This is a genomic window from Microcoleus sp. MON1_C1 (genome assembly GCF_036701945.1).
In the GTDB taxonomy this organism is placed as follows: Bacteria; Cyanobacteriota; Cyanobacteriia; order Cyanobacteriales; family Microcoleaceae; genus Microcoleus.
Genome location: NZ_JAUBRO010000016.1, coordinates 36627 through 51951, shown reverse-complemented (window position 1 = coordinate 51951; position 15325 = coordinate 36627). Strand labels below are relative to the sequence as shown.

General features: G+C 46.8%; 13 protein-coding genes and 1 pseudogene. 6 read left to right on the top strand and 8 right to left on the bottom strand.

Annotation, left to right across the window (positions count from 1 at the left end; genetic code table 11):
- Positions 1–172: 172 nt before the first annotated feature.
- The 6 genes from pgsA to QUA62_RS11360 all read right to left on the bottom strand — a co-directional run bounded on the left by pgsA (position 173) and on the right by QUA62_RS11360 (position 7632).
- Entirely contained in the window at positions 173–691 is a 519-nt protein-coding gene (pgsA, locus tag QUA62_RS11385; protein ID WP_333220601.1) for a CDP-diacylglycerol--glycerol-3-phosphate 3-phosphatidyltransferase, read from the bottom strand.
- 208 nt (positions 692–899) lie between these two features.
- Positions 900–1745: an ADP-ribosylglycohydrolase family protein gene (locus tag QUA62_RS11380; protein WP_333404035.1), complete on the bottom strand. Its 846-nt coding sequence runs from the start codon at positions 1743–1745 to the stop codon at positions 900–902.
- An 83-nt stretch (positions 1746–1828) separates the two neighbouring features.
- Entirely contained in the window at positions 1829–2539 is a 711-nt protein-coding gene (locus QUA62_RS11375; RefSeq protein WP_190663933.1) for a sugar transferase, read from the bottom strand.
- Between the two features lie 274 nt (positions 2540–2813).
- Entirely contained in the window at positions 2814–4718 is a 1905-nt protein-coding gene (locus tag QUA62_RS11370) for a hypothetical protein (RefSeq protein ID WP_333404033.1), read from the bottom strand.
- Between the two features lie 140 nt (positions 4719–4858).
- Positions 4859–7168 carry a hypothetical protein gene (locus QUA62_RS11365; protein WP_333404031.1) on the bottom strand — a complete coding sequence of 770 codons (2310 nt, stop codon included), beginning with the start codon at positions 7166–7168 and terminating at the stop codon, positions 4859–4861.
- Between the two features lie 284 nt (positions 7169–7452).
- On the bottom strand, positions 7453–7632 hold the full coding sequence (locus tag QUA62_RS11360; RefSeq protein ID WP_333404029.1) for a hypothetical protein: 180 nt from the start codon (positions 7630–7632) through the stop codon (positions 7453–7455).
- Positions 7633–8257: 625 nt separating this feature from the next.
- Here QUA62_RS11360 and QUA62_RS11355 point away from each other — a divergent pair.
- The 4 genes from QUA62_RS11355 (at position 8258) to cobT (ending at position 11857) form a co-directional block, all read left to right on the top strand.
- On the top strand, positions 8258–8971 hold the full coding sequence (locus QUA62_RS11355; protein WP_190663937.1) for a Crp/Fnr family transcriptional regulator: 714 nt from the start codon (positions 8258–8260) through the stop codon (positions 8969–8971).
- 89 nt (positions 8972–9060) lie between these two features.
- Positions 9061–9558, top strand: coding sequence for a universal stress protein (locus QUA62_RS11350; protein WP_333404027.1), 498 nt, complete (start codon positions 9061–9063; stop codon positions 9556–9558).
- A gap of 249 nt (positions 9559–9807) precedes the next feature.
- Positions 9808–10563, top strand: coding sequence for a DUF2232 domain-containing protein (locus QUA62_RS11345; protein ID WP_190663939.1), 756 nt, complete (start codon positions 9808–9810; stop codon positions 10561–10563).
- A gap of 187 nt (positions 10564–10750) precedes the next feature.
- Positions 10751–11857: a nicotinate mononucleotide-dependent phosphoribosyltransferase CobT gene (gene cobT, locus QUA62_RS11340; RefSeq protein WP_333404025.1), complete on the top strand. Its 1107-nt coding sequence runs from the start codon at positions 10751–10753 to the stop codon at positions 11855–11857.
- A 388-nt stretch (positions 11858–12245) separates the two neighbouring features.
- On the opposite strand, the gene QUA62_RS11335 is transcribed toward cobT, so the two are convergent.
- Positions 12246–12644, bottom strand: coding sequence for a hypothetical protein (locus QUA62_RS11335; protein ID WP_333042890.1), 399 nt, complete (start codon positions 12642–12644; stop codon positions 12246–12248).
- Positions 12645–13301: 657 nt separating this feature from the next.
- Here QUA62_RS11335 and QUA62_RS11330 point away from each other — a divergent pair.
- Both QUA62_RS11330 and QUA62_RS11325 read left to right on the top strand, forming a co-directional pair.
- Positions 13302–13430, top strand: a pseudogene (locus tag QUA62_RS11330) (phycobiliprotein lyase); the annotation flags it as partial.
- Entirely contained in the window at positions 13427–14536 is a 1110-nt protein-coding gene (locus QUA62_RS11325) for an extracellular solute-binding protein (protein ID WP_333404021.1), read from the top strand. The pseudogene QUA62_RS11330 and the gene QUA62_RS11325, both read left to right, overlap by 4 nt.
- A gap of 67 nt (positions 14537–14603) precedes the next feature.
- Here the strand turns inward: QUA62_RS11325 and QUA62_RS11320 are convergent, their stop codons facing one another.
- On the bottom strand, positions 14604–15110 hold the full coding sequence (locus tag QUA62_RS11320; RefSeq protein ID WP_333404019.1) for a hypothetical protein: 507 nt from the start codon (positions 15108–15110) through the stop codon (positions 14604–14606).
- Between the last annotated feature and the right edge of the window lie 215 nt (positions 15111–15325).

Here is a 15325-nt window from a genome sequence, read left to right as displayed (position 1 = left end):
CCTCGCTTTTCCACAAGTCCGCCGGGGGTTTAAACCCCCGGCTAATAGCAAAAGTCCTCTAAAGAGGACTGATGATTTTAACAGTCCTCTTTAGAGGACTTTTGCTTTGAGGCAGGGGTTTAAACCCCTGCCGGACTGGGGGAAAGCGCGTGTTTAATGATATAAAAGTCCCTTACTTTTCTTTTATTTCCTTTTCCGGCCATAGATAAATAGCGCCAGAAATCAAAGTTAAAGCCACAGAAACCCAAAAAGCAATTACTGCGGGAAAATTCCACGCTTCAGACAGAGGAGCAATTAAAAGTGCGATCGCCACAATCTGACTTACCGTCTTCAACTTCCCCCAAATATTAGCTCCCGAAATCGTAGTTTTATTAACACGCCACCCCGCAATCGTCAACTCCCTGCCCAAAATTAAAAATACCCCCCAAGCCGGCACTCGACCCAACTCAATCAACACTAAAAGCGGCGCGAGAACCAACAATTTATCCACCAAAGGATCGAGAAACTTACCCAAATCGGTAATTTGATTCAGCTTCCTAGCCAAATAGCCGTCCAGCCAATCAGTAGCCGCAGCTACCACAAAAATTGCGGTGCAAATCCAGCGGCTTTGAGCGCTTGGGTCGTACAAACCGTAGAGCAGAAAAGGCACTCCCAGTAAGCGAGAGAAAGTAATCAAATTAGGCAAATTCATAATAGATAGGACTAAGGTTAACTGGAAAATTAAACAAAGGTATGTAGTTGCGCTTTAGCGCTCTGAGCTTAGGAAAGAGCGCCCAAGCGCAACTACATACATAAAATTTAACCCTATTTGTGACAGTTGGTCTTAATCCTAATAGAAAGAAGTTCGGCAACGAAACAGTGTAAGGGATTTAACGAATGTAACCTATCTCAGGAAGAAGTCAGAAGTCGATCGCGCAATTCATTAACTGTCGATCTACTTCTATGATATAATCTCTGCCGTAAGATTGATTTTCTAATCCTTGTACCAAATTTTCTGGCAGGTCTTGGGCAATTTCACTGCTACAGGAACCAGCAGCTAAAGCAATAGTTGCTACTGTATCGACATCTCCCGAAAAAGCAATGCAATCTTGGAGCAGTTTGCTCATACTATCATTTCGCATGACCGCAGTAATAGCTGCTCTAACACAGACAAAACCTTTAACGCTGACTTCTCCTTGCCAAGGTATCGACCACTCACCCGCTACGTGCCTTTCTAGAAAATTTCCCAAATTCTTCTTTAAACCTAGCTGATAAATAAAGTAATGGGACATCAAAGCGGCCGCTATAGCTGCTTTAATGCCATCGGGAGTGTTGTGAGTAATTGCAGCTTGAACGGTAGCATTTTCAATGACTTTTTCAATAGTAGGAAAAACGCCAATGGGCCCGGCTCGCATCGCAGAGCCGCTTTTATCGCTAGCGGAGTGAATTTTTTCTAAGAATTCTTTTCCGTCTTGAACTTGTAGCAAAAAATTGTACATTTTGCCAGCATAACCAAATCGCCGATCGCGGTGAAAAGCTGCAACAAATTTGCTGGCTAAAAGTTCCGGTGTCCAAGGTTCTCGGCTGACGATAGCTTCTGCGACGGCTAAACTCATCTGCGTATCGTCTGTGTAACATCCAGGCTGGATGTCGTGACGGGGATGCTTGATGTAGCCGTTGAGATTGTTGTACAATTCGATCGTCTGCTGGTCAACAAATTCAAAACCCGCACCGTAAGCATCACCAATCGCTAATTCTATTAACATATATTTAATCCGTTTCCTACTATTTCATACCCTGTTTTTTCCTAAAATTTAAAATCCAAAAACACCCCAAAACAGCAAGTCTATTAACACGCACCGTTTTTACTGAAGACAACCCCAATTGTTTGGCAAATCAGAGTGATGTCGTAGACAACAGACCATTTGCGCTGATAGTCGAGATCCATGAGTACAATATCGTCAAAGTCTTTCACTCCAGACCGTCCGTTGACTTGCCACTCCCCAGTCATACCGGGTTTGACATTTAAACGTTTCCAGTGAAATTCGTCATAGGCAGCAACCTCATCGGGAGTGGGCGGCCGAGTCCCCACCAAACTCATGTCGCCGACTAACACGTTCCAGAATTGAGGCAACTCGTCCAAACTCGTCCTCCGCAAAAAACGGCCGATGCGGGTAATTCGCGGGTCATTTTCATTCTTAAAAATGTGACCCTTGGCTTGGTTCCTAACTAAATGTTTGAGGTTTTCTGCCCCGACAACCATCGATCGAAATTTCCACATTCTGAAAAGCCGCCCTTTGAAGCCGCAGCGGACTTGACTGTAAAGCAGCGGGCCCGGATTGTCCAATAGCATCGCCACTGCCACCGGCACCGCCACCGCAGCAGCAATTGCCAGTCCCAGCAGCGAGCCCAAAATATCGATTAACCGTTTTACCTTGCTCGTTACGGATCGGTGATGCTGTTGTTTCGATACACCGACTCTGTAAGTAAATTCTTGAAAAAATAAGGACAGGATTTCTGATAATGATGATTTCCACGAGGCACCCATGGGAAATTTCATATGATTTGTCTCAACTTTAACGATCTCTTACGTCCATCTTATTAGCCATCCCAAATCTGCAGAACCTGAAATGCTGAGCTTTGCACAATCTTTAAAAACCAATAATACTTTTATAAAGTTTCTATGTATTTTTTATAAAAACGTATAAAGTTTATGTAAACTTACGTAAATTTACAGAAAAAAGTTAGTCCTAGACGCAAAAAAACCTGGTTTCGACTAGGACTCTTCCCGAAAGACAGGGAGGATACTACTGAGAAACCGGGTTTTTGGCCGTTTAGCGATAAATATCGGTGCGAACATCCCAAGCAAGTGTTAGCGGCTCTAAGAATTTTTGCTGGCTGCTAGAGGCGAGTTTGGCTAAATATTCGCGGACAACAGAGGCGTGTTCGAGATTCAAACGATAACCCCGTGAGACATCTTCAAAGAAAAGCGGCTCAGCCAAAATTTCTTCCCAATCAGGATTTTGCTTCGACTCCTGGGCCAACAGCATGAAATCTTCCTCCGCAGGCACAAGTCCCGCCGGCAAATTTCCTTCCAAAATCCGCAAAATCCGGGGTTCGCAGGTGCGGGTATTCACGCCCTGACGTTCCAACAACTGCAAAATTTCCTGAAAGCTCAAAGTTTCCTCACCCAAAACCTGCATTAATTCCCACAGCAGAAAAAAGTCGCTGTACTGCTGCTGCGACACATCTAAAATGTGAGGATAGAGACCTAAACTCGCCAACCCGCAGGCAACTCGACCAACTTTTTGGGAAAAATTTGTACTTTGAGATACCGAATTTAATGCAGAATTGTGAATCTCAAAAATATCTCGATCGACCTGCAATTCGTGGTCTTGAACTACGATCGCATTCGGCAACTTCTGCCGCAACCAGCGGGCGATCGCAGGCCAAGCACCCATACCCCCCGCACAAATCGCCTGATTAATCCCCGCCGGCGACATTCCCGCGCGGCTGAGCAAAGCATTCAATTCGCGGTTTAACTGCTGCACAAAAGGCACTAAAACCAGACTTTCCAAATCTTTGCGCTTCACATCCCAATGCTGCTGGCCAATATCCAAAGCAAAACTTTTTTGATGTTGCAAACTAACTTTTATTTGCCTTGCCGCTTCTAACAATTGCAGGCCAAAAGTAGAACCTTGTAACCGCTGCTGCAATTGATAGCGGCTCGGCAAATCTGGATGCCCCGGACGTGGCAAATCGATCGACATTCCCCACGTTTCATTTTTAGCCAACAACTGACAGATAATATCCTGATCGAAAGCATCGCCAGCAAAACCAAAACTGTGGCAAGTAAAATCAGCACGAGTTAAATCTTGAAGATTGGACGGCAACTCAACTAAAGCTAATTCCACCGTCGCCGCCCCCGCATTCAAAATCAAAGTTCCCCCGCTAAAAGATGAAGCATTCACACTCAGCGGTGCAGCTTCTTCACCGCCCTTAGCAGAATCCACGGCTGGCGACTCGACTTCCATGCCATTTTTCACAGGAGTTACAGCAGCAAGCAAAGTGGCGATCGCATCTTCCACCACAAAAATTTGCGAATCAGAAGCCACCAGAGACGCGCCCAAAACCGCCTCCCGCAGATTAAACATATAAACATCCGACCAGCCGGCAGGAGTCCCCAAAATTACACCCTGCAAGTCTAAAAGCGCCGCATCGAGAGTTTCTGGCGTTAGTCCCGAAGCCCTACAGATTAAATTGGAAACTGGCAATCCTGCAAAAATTGCCCTTGGTGCAGAATCCAAAACTTCCCCCGATCCGTCAAATATTTGTCCCCGCAAACTCGGATTCAAAGTAGCCAGCAGTGCCCGCACACCTTGCAGCGGCAAGGCGATCGAAAAAGCCTGCAAGGGCGACCACTGCAACAGCGGTTCGTACATCCCAGCAGCCTCCCGCTGATAAGGAATGCCCACCTTTAAAGGCAATTTAAAATTTTCCAGTAAAAATTCTCCTGCCGCCAAAGCCTGGGGTCGGAATCCCACTGACTTGACTGTCACCTCTGACCCTGGGCTTCCTGGGGCGGTGTTCGCCAGCACCGCAGCCGAGGGAATCCGAAAGCTGGCGTCTGCTGGGGAACCCTCAGCCTGCGATACTTCCCAGTAAATCGGGTGCAACTGGCCACTGGTGCGATCGAGCAAAGCCGCAGACAGGCCGCTGGAACCAAAATCAATGCCCAAATACCAGCTAGAATTAGGGCGTTCTCGGGATGGGGCGATCGCACCTGCAACAAAAGGAGGCGCCGACTCTTGCTGCTGTGTGGCAAACTCGCTAAACTCGGTTTTCCCCTCAACAACTCCTGCTTTACTCTCTGTCGAAATTAGGTTTTTTTTTTACTTTCTGGAGGACTCGATCGCAGTTCGTTAGTTTCGGCAGTTTCTGGAGGGGGAGAATCAGTCAAAGGGCGATCGGTCTCGGTCAAACTAGCCAAAATCTCGTCTAGCGTCAAATTCGAGTCGTCTTCCTCAGCAAACAAGTCATCCTCAACTTCGTTTTCCAAAACAAAGGGTTCATCCTCAGGTGAGAGTTCCAACACATCGGAGAACAAATCCTCCAGCGTGCCGAGTTCTTCCTCTGCGGCCTCGGCAAAGGGATTTTTTGCAATGTCCTCGGGGGAACTCGCCGATAAATCGAAGCTGTTAGCGGCTGAGAAAATCGATCGCCGGGAGCTAGTATTTTCCAATCCCTCCAGATTGTAGAGGTCTGCCTCCAAAAGTTCCAGAGTATTGTTGTCCAAATTTAGAGCTCGATCGAGGTCATCTTCTAATGCCTCGACCGGCAGCAAATCCTCGTCCGGCGAAGCTTGGATGTACCCATCATCGAGCCCCTGCGAGGATGAGTCGAACTCACCAGTTTGAACATCGCCGGCACTCGGCACATGGGGCGTGGCACTGGGGTGGTGAGGGCTAATTTCTACAGGCGTTCTCAACGGCAAAGCTGCTGACTGAGGCACAGTAGCGCCAAACTGCTCGCTGAGGTTTTGATCCGTTTCTAGATTTTCTCGATCGTCCGCGTCAAGTTGCACCTCAGCGGTTGAGGGCGGTGCTTCTGAAACTTGGGCTACTGTTGCCACTTGCGGTTCAAATAAATCTGCAGTATCTAAAGTTAGAGCGTCTACAGAATTACCCATTACAAAGTCTGAATCTTCATCTCCTAAAATCTCTTCCAGAGATTCGCCTTCCTCTAGCAGATTTACAAACAAATCTTCGGTCATTTTTAGCGAGTCGGCAGTTTCATTATCCGCCGCATTTTGATACTCTACACCTTCACTTTCGACCTCGATTTCAGTATTTTCTACCGGGAAACTTTCGATTTGTAATTCTACTTCAGGAACCGCTTCTCCCGCGAACAAACTTGCATACAAATCCTCAATCTCTTCGTTTTTTTCTGTTAACGTATTTTCCGATTCACCGCCAGGAAACCGAGTTTCATTTCGAGATACTTCGGGTGCAGAATCGACAAATTTATCTTCCAACTCCGGGAGCAAAATTGGGGCTTGAATGCGGTCGCGGTCGCGCCTCAACTGTCTGAATTGCGGAGAAATTTCTGTACCGGCGTAGGGCAATCTGTCTTGTTCTCCGAATTCGCCGGTGCGAATTTCCTGCACCGAGTCTCCAGTCAGAGTCTCTGCGGCTGAGTGCTCGATCGAAGTATTTGAAAGGGTGGGAGCGACAGGAGATTGATCGGCTGCGGTTGGGGTGACGGTTTCGAGATTATTAGCTAAATCGATCGGCTGTTGAACGTAGGAAGATGCTTCTCGTCCCAACTGTGCGGCCAAGTGGTTGAGCAAACCTGCGAACATCGCCTCGCTCTGCTGGCTCAAACCGTACATATTTTCGAGTTCTTGTCTCAAGGAAGCTTGATAGCTTTGCAGATTTGCTTGCAAAGCCTCGAACACGGTACCCATCCTTGAATCGAGACTCATCAGCAGACTGTCAGCATGAGATTGGAACAGTTGCATTTGCTCCAACCTCTGAGCCGGCGTCAGCAGCGGGTGTTCTTCTGAGGTTTGTGGGTTAAGTGTTACGTCAATAGCCGATTGTTCATCACCCGCACCGCCCAAAGAGTAAGCTGTTGCGCTGCTTTGCAATAACTGATTTTCTAGGGAACTTAGAATTTGGGAGAAATCGCTAGTCAAGGTTTCTTCCAAGCGGGCAGTCAGTACCTGCAAGAATTCAGCAATGATTCGCTGTTGGTTGGCTTGTTGCTGAGCTAGGGATTGTTGCTGCTGCCGTTTTGCTTCTAGCTGTTTGATTTCTTGAATTAGAGCTTGCTGCTCTTGCCGCAGAGCTTCTATGTCTTCTTGGAGCGGCCCTGTCAGGCTGGAACGCAGGTGGCTGATTTCTCCGGTTACGGCAAGCATGATTTGCTCTGCTGCTGAGGGGCCTGGGGCGGGCAGAGGCACTTTGGGCACTGGAACTGGTTGCGGGCGGACATTTGGGCGGGCGGGGGCTTTTGCGGTCGTTAGCTTTGAGTCTGAGGAAACCAGATAAGCGCGAACTCGCTCTAAAAGTTGGCGCTGGTGGACAGTATCGATCGAACCCGTCCAAGGCAAGCGGGGTGCGGGCTTGCTGAGTACCTCGTCTATCTCAGCAATCAGTGCTTGAATTTTGTACTTCTGAGAATTCAAGGGCGGAACCTCTGGGAATGCGGCTTGGGAGAAACTTTACCGAAAAAAGACTGAAGTCAGGCGGCAGCGATGCCAATAGATAGAATAATCTGAATGCGAGTCCGTCAATAATTCACTAATATTTTCTGACAACTGTTAATTAACGTTTTGCCTTCGGATAACTTCTATTGCCTATGATAGGTTAGCCGGTACTTCCGCACCAAATGCCCGCTGCTATCAATTGCAAGTGCTGTCCAATTCTGCGGCTCAGGGGCGAGTTTCCCGACCCGGAGGCTGATTCCTGCTCATAAGAGCTGCGATGCCGACGAACTTTTGCCTTCACCGGCTGGAACGGCGGGCCGCACACTGTCACCGCGAGTTTGGTTAGTATGGTGGCGCGCCACTGTCTCTTGCTGTTTCACCGACTTGGAAAAAACCTCAAACAATTTGCGGTTTGGGATACCGAGATTCGGGATTGTTCCCATATACTGGGTTTGAGTAACCTTTAATTATAGCCTTTTATATGTATTCATGGCTAGATACTAATGGTACAATAATCTTGGGGTAGCAGAAAAGTTTGCTGGGAAGTCGGTGGGTTTCGCTCGCCAAGAGCGCCAGTCTTTAGGCTCGCAATGGCTGTGGATTTTGCCGATCGTGCTGACCTTTGCCAGGTTTCAGGCTTGCAGTCGGATTTGGGATCTGTCTACCGTGCTTGCAGGCTTGTGTTCGTCGATTCTGCCTTCTCGACAGCAGGGCCTAGTGACAACAAATCTCTCAGCAGTGTTAAGCTTTCTAAGCGAAGTGCTTTCAAAGGTAATTCGATCGGCTCAGTCGTTTGCCACCTTGCTAAAATTTTGTTAATAAAATTTGCTCAGTGGTATATATCTAAAAAATTATGGTATATTCTTTAGTTTCTAGCTCCCAATCAGAGCTTGAGGCTATTAATTCCCATATTGAGCCTTTGCCCGCAAAACTTTAGAGGTAAAATTGCCGATTTGAGATCCTTGATTTGAGATCCTTGTTTCTTGAATCTCAAATCGAATGACTCGGCTGCAAGCTATTTCTAACTGCCCAGCGCAGCTCAAGCGCATAAATTAAAATGATGGCCTCATGGAAGACCGCTTTAACACCCGAGATCCGAATTCCAATATAAATCAATTGATAGTTTCTACTCCTTTTTTTGCAGGATTACCCGATCCTGTAATCGAGAGAGCAACTGTCCACATCGTTACCCGCAGTCATCCGTCGAATCAAGTGATTTTACTCGAAAATGACTGGGGAACATCAGTGTATTTTATATTGGATGGTTGGGTGAAAATTCGCACCTACAACCTAGACGGAAAAGAAGTAACACTGAATATTTTAGGGAAAGGAGAATTATTCGGGGAAATGGCCGCGATCGAAGAAGCACCGCGATCGACAGATGTGATCACCCTAGCCCCGACACTGATCGGCAATATGCCATCTCAGGATTTTGTGCAGCTCATTCATACCGAGCCGCTAGCAGGCATTCGACTAGCTCAACTGATGGCGCGTCGCCTGCGACAAGTCAACCGCCGCCTGCGTTTGCGAGAGTCGGACAGTACCTCGCGAGTAGCAGATATTCTATTATTTTTGGCCGAGGGGCAAGGCAAAAAAATCCTGGAAACAGGAGGTACAGAAATTCCCAACCTACCACACAGAGAATTGAGCAGCCTCAGCGGGCTGGCTCGCGAAACAGTAACGCGAGTGCTGAGCAAGCTGGAAAAAAAAGGAACTATTCAGCGCGAACGTGACGTTTTGTGCATTCCCGACCTGCACGCCTTAGAGCGTCTGTTAGTCTAGAAGTATCAGAGTTTGCTAATTTGAATTAGATTCAACAGCACTCTCTGTTACCTAACTGATACTAATGATTTCCCGCAGGAGGTAAAGCTGTGAGTTTTAAGAAAATTTTCGCCGCCTTAGATGATTCTGAACTCGGCCACCGCGTCTTCACTCAAGCTTTAGAATTAGCTCTGAGCGATCGCGCCCAGGTGATGCTATTTAACTGCGTTACTGTTAGCACGATGGGTCAGACTGCAGTGCCAATTCCGGTAGATTTGGGCCTGAATGTCGAGTTAATGGATCAAGCTTATCAAGCTCAACGTTTGCGGCTGGACAGGGATGTAAAACAGGCTTCGGGTTTGCTGAAAAATTACTGCGACGCCGCAGCAAAAAAAGGATTGCAGGTGGAATTTGACTGCAAAATGGACGGAGATCCGGGGCATTGTATCTGTGAATCCGCCGAAAATTGGGGCGCAGATTTAATAGTGTTGGGGAGGCGCGGCCGCACTGGGTTTACAGAAGCTTTTCTCGGCAGCGTCAGCAATTATGTCGTTCACCACGCATCTTGTTCGGTGCTTGTAATCCAGGAAGCCAAAATCCAAAAATAATGCTGCTGAAAATTTTGGCTGAGAAAATCCATCTAAAATAAGACTTGCGTTCCTACCTAAACCCGGTTTCTGCGAGCAATATTAAATTTGGCGGCGAGGCATCCAAACAGTGAAACCGGTAATCAGCCGTATCGGGCGCAAGTCCCGTAAAATCTAAAATCTAAAATCTAAAATCTAAAATCGGGAATCAGCCGTATCGGGCGCAGGTTCCGTAAAATCTAAAATCTAAAATCTAAAATCTAAAATCGGATGAGTGATTTTTTTTCAGCAGACGCTGCGTCTAATTCGGGTAGTTCACCCAGTACAAATAACGAGCCGCAAACCGCCGATATTTCAGCAATGGCTGGCGATCGCACCAATCCCGATCCGGGGAAGCGCGCCTCTGGGGAAGCGCCTTTAAGGCTGGTAGAAACGGCTTTTTTAGCAAGTACGGCTAGCTTAATTTGGCTGGTAAATTATTACTTTCCGCTGGGGCCTTTGCTGCGGGTTTTTTTCCCGATACCCATCGCCCTAGTTTACTTGCGTTGGGGCAACCGAGCAGCTTGGATGGCAGCTTTGGTATCGGGTTTGCTGCTGTCGGTACTCATGGGCCCGACGCGGAGCATTTTATACGTGATGCCTTTTGGAATTATGGGAGTTGCGCTAGGAGGACTTTGGAGGCGTAAAGCGAGTTGGTCACTCTCTATTAGTGTGGGCGCGCTAATTGGTACTGTCGGCTTCTTTTTTCGGTTTTGGCTGCTGTCAGCGTTGGTGGGCCAAGATCTATGGGTTTACGTAACCGCCCAGGTAACAGAGATGGTGGAATGGGTTTTTGTGAAGCTGGGCTGGCTTAATGTACCGAGTTTGAACACAATTGGGGCGATCGCCGCCGGGATGATTTTGGTTAACAATATTGTCTATTTATTTGTAGTGCATTTAGTAGCTTTGCTGCTATTAGATCGTTTGGGAAATCCAATTCCGCGACCGCCAAGCTGGGTGCAAGTTTTGATCGATTATGAAGAGTAGTTATTGGGCATGGGGGATCGGGCATTGCTAATTGCTAATTGCTACTAAATAACTAATGACTAATAACTAAGAGACCTCTCCTGAAAAGCAAGTCTTGAACAGGCAGGATGCCTGTTCCACAATAATTATTGCAGAGGTCAAATGACTGCTGACTAATGACTAATGACTACTGACTAATGACTAATTTATGATTGGTATTTATACAGAAATTCAACAGGGCGAGCGGTGGCTCGATCGCTATCGGGGACGAAAACCGATATTTGCCTGCGTGTTAGGATTTACCGCTACTGGCTTAATTCCGGGGATTTCAGCAGCAGGAGCAACGCCGCACGATCGACAATTTACTTGTTTAGCCGATGCAGAATTTTTGTATAACGGCCCCCAAGCATCCCCCCAATATCCTTTGCCGCCCCTAGAAGCGGGTGCCTCCCCAGTATTGATATCTCGCGCTGTAGTCGAAGCTTTGGAACTTCCCCTTTACCTATTTAATGCTGGTTTGCCCCTCCCACCTCCGGTACCTGCAATTGATTTGGGCGGCACTCCGGCAAAGTGTCTGATTTCTGGGAATGCTTTAGAACTCGAAACAGTCAAACATTTGCTCGAACAAGGATTAATTTGGGGAGCTAAATTGGCTGCTCAAACTAATGGCAGCTATTTAATTTTAGGGGAGTGCGTAGTTGGGGGAACGACTACTGCTTTGGGCGTGTTAATGGGTTTGGGTATTGCAGCGGCGGGCAAAGTTAATAGTTCTCATCCTCGCTGCAATCACGCTCAAAAATTGGCTGCGGTGACAGCGGGACTCAATAATGCGGAGTGGGAAATTGGCGGACAAAACAGCACTTCCTTAGAATTGGTAGCGGCGGTGGGCGATCCGATGCAAATAGCGGTGGCGGCAATGGCGATCGCGGCGAGTCGGACTTGCGGGGTGCTTCTGGCTGGGGGCACGCAAATGCTGGCAGTGTACGCTTTGATGCAAGCCTTAGCCCGTGAATATGCTCTAGTATGGAGTCCCGAACAAGTTGCGGTGGGGACTACGCGCTGGGTGGCCGAAGACCCTACAGGAGACACTGTAGGACTCGCTAATGATATCGGCGGTGTGCCTCTGTTGGCCGCGCAGCTAAGTTTTGCTGGATCTCGCTACGGGCAACTGCAAGCTTACGATCGCGGCTATGTTAAAGAAGGTGTCGGTGCGGGAGCCTGTGCGATCGCCAGTGGCCTGGCTGCAAATTGGACTCCAACTCAACTCCTTCAAGCTGTTGAAGCTTTAGCCTCGCGGTGTGAAATTAAACATTAGAGAGTCCTGGAGGCAAAAAACCCGGTTTTTACTCAAAATATTGGGGTTTTGCAGCGACGAATACACTCGCAAACCGGGTTTTTTGTTTTCTGTGCGTCCAGGAATGTTAGGAATTAAACATTAAAAATTCAGATGCGGCGATCGAGCTGCGAACATGGTTGTCCTGCTCACCCAGCTTTGTTTGGGCTGAATAATTATATCACTTTCTGTAGCATTTATGCTCTCAGATTTACAGAATTTTCTACACAATATCTGACTTTGATGCAGTATTCCCCCTGCTAATTGCGGGAGATAAAAAACTCTATGCAATGAATCTATAAGTAGACGAGCATAAATCAACGCAACTTGTATTTTTTTTTGATTAGTACCCGATCCCCGCTAGCAATATTTAATTAGGCCCGCCTAGATGTTGCGAGTGCATTCTTTTCGAGAGCAACTGTTCTTCCAAGGCGGCAATTCGATTGTAAGCTGCTGTTAGCTGAGCTGTTAAGCGCTGGATTTGAATCTCTGCGCTCAGCTCTTTTTCCAAGCTTTGAGAATTCTTGTCGAAGTAGCTGTCATCTAACAGTATGTCTTTGTGTTCGAGGAGGCCGTCGAGACTGCTGTAGCTTTGATAGGGCGAGGTTTTGTCATTTCCTACCGTTCCAGAGCGATCGTTTCTCTGTTGCTGGGTCAGCTTCGTCTCCTTGGCCGACTCCAAGAGCTTTTCATTGAGGTTTTCTATGAGTTTGTAGAGGGCCTCGACTTGTTGGCTCAATACTGTAACTTGCTGGCGGAGCGCTTCCATACAATCATCCTTTGGCTCGTAACTTAATATCTTTACATTTTAGGTAAATCTTTACATAACTTGGATTTATCACTAAATTATTTAATTTTTGACGTAATTGTTGTGTTCCTAATCCTGACGGTAGATTTAGGGAGCCAGCTTGAAGATAATCGATCCTCATTCGTGAGTCGATTGTAGATTTTAGATTTTAGGTTTTAGATAGTCTTGAACACAGGAACCGGGTTGGTTAACCCCGATTCTTCGTTCAAACCTTCAATCAGAGTTAAAACGTCGGGTTTCTGAGAGTGGGATCGCAGAGCGTACTATTAGATTGACTTCGCTCTCGCCAGTGCTTTCAGGATTCAGATGAGTGGGTTTTTAGTTTTTTTAGTTATTAAGCTGTCACCGATTTAAAAAGGATTTTTTACTTCGGTTGTGTAAAAAGCGTCATCCAACGGCAGATGGCAGCGCTCTCGTTGTTTCGTTATATTAAAAAATGTAACACAGATGCAGTCGATCGACCCGGCTGGCGAGCCAAACTGGCTCAAAGGAACTTGGGGCAGAGAAATTAGGCGTTAAGTTGAGGGAGTTTTCGGCATCGGAAAGCTCGATCGACAAGGTAGAAGGTAAAATCAGGGCAAGAGTCAAACAGACTCAGAGCGCAGCAGAACCGAGTACAATGGCTCTGTGTTTGACAAAGAAATAAGACAAATCGGCGCCAACTACCGGACTCGACAAATAATTATTTCCCGGGCTGTAGAACACAAAACGATGGGTCAATATTTAGAAAAGCGGATTGACAGGTGAAACGAAGGTCTTTGCTATTGGGGGCCGCCACCCTAACTTTAAGTCAATTGGCGGCAGGGTGCGACTCGAAGCCCATTCTCAAAATTCGATCGCTCAAAAACGGTATTCCGGCCCAACTGGTAAGCAAATTTAGCCGCGATGTACAACCGTCTCCGCTTTTGCAGGTAACGCAAGAAGGACAATTAAAAGAATTATTCGCCCTGTTGCAGGAGTGGAAACAAGTTCCCGAATCAAAAAATCAAGCTAACTTGGTGATGTTGGGAGATTACTGGCTGACTTTGGCAATTAGGCAAAAATTGATTAAGCCGATCGATCCTGCTAAGTTTGCTAATTGGCCACAATTGCCCGAAAGATGGCAAAAACTCGTCAGGCGCAACGATGAGGGTAAATTAGATCCTCAAGGTAAAGTGTGGGCTGCACCTTACCGCTGGGGAACTACGGTAATTGCTTATCGAACCGACAAATTTAAGGCTTTGGGGTGGACTCCGACAGATTGGAAAGACTTGTGGCGATCAGAATTGCGCGATCGAATTTCTCTGCCAGACAGTCCCAGAGAAGTTATCGGTTTAACATTAAAAAAACTAGGGAAATCTTACAATACGCAGCAATTAGATAAAGTCCCAAATCTCAAAAAAGAACTCGCAAATTTGCACCAACAAGTTAAACTTTATAGTTCTGACTCTTACCTGCAACCATTAATTTTAGGCGATACTTGGTTGGCAGTAGGTTCCTCTGGGGACTTGCTGCCACTGCTGCAAACTCAAAAGGATATTGCTTTAGTAATTCCGGTTTCGGGAACTGCGCTTTGGACAGATTTGTGGGTACAACCAGCATCAGGGAATCCAGTTTCTTTAGTGGAAAAATGGATTGATTTTTGCTTACAACCTCGGGTTGCTCCTCAATTATCTTTGCTCGCTAAGGCTAGTTCGCCGATAATTGTCGGCATGAAACCCGAAGATTTGCCGGAAGCTGTTCGCACTAATCCTGTGTTGTTGCCGGATGCGAAGATTCTTGCTGCTAGCGACTTTCTGCTGCCGTTTGGGGATGCGGGGATTCAGCAATATCGATCGCTCTGGCAAGAAACTAGGCAAGTAGTGAGAAGTTAAAATGTAGAGTGCGTCAGCTCTTGATTTATCGATTATCCAGAAAATTACTCGCGACTGACGCACCCTACTAAAATCCTTTCACCCTTCCTCGAATACCCGGATTTGAGAGAGATTCTAAATCAATGCGACAGTTAAGCCGATCGCCCTGGCACGAATAAACTGCCAAAGCAGTGCCTTGACGGTTGCAAACTCGCACATTGTAACCATAATCGTTGGCGACAGTGCCAAAGCGGTTAACAAACTGATAGCGTTCCATATAATCGAGCAAACTCCAAAGTTGGCGGTTGACTATGATAATTACCCAAGTATTGCCGGGATCGACAAACCAGCGATCGAGCAATTTTCCGCCATAGAGTTTTTGAGCTAACCACAGACTCGGCACACTTTTTTCGGTTTGCGAAAGCGGGGGCGGCGGGAAATTAGCAGCGTTGCCAGTCGGGCAGCTCGGCTGCTGGGAATATGCGGCAGATTGTCCCCACAGCAAGGCTCCGAAGCACGAAGAACCCGCCATAAGGAACAAAAATAAACTTTTTGTCAAAATGCCATTATTGCGGGGATAAACATCGTATTTCATAATTAGTGTTTTATTTTTTATATATTTCCCGTAGGGCCGCATTTTACCAACCATTTATGTGGGAAACTCGCCATCTAGAAAACCCGCCCGCGCACAGCACATAACCTACATCAACCTTACATTTTATTAGAGGCAAAAGATGTACATTGCGATTTTTTGTTGTGTGGGGGCGGGTTTATTAGATTGTTTTTTTTTGCTTTTATTGTTGGTAAAGC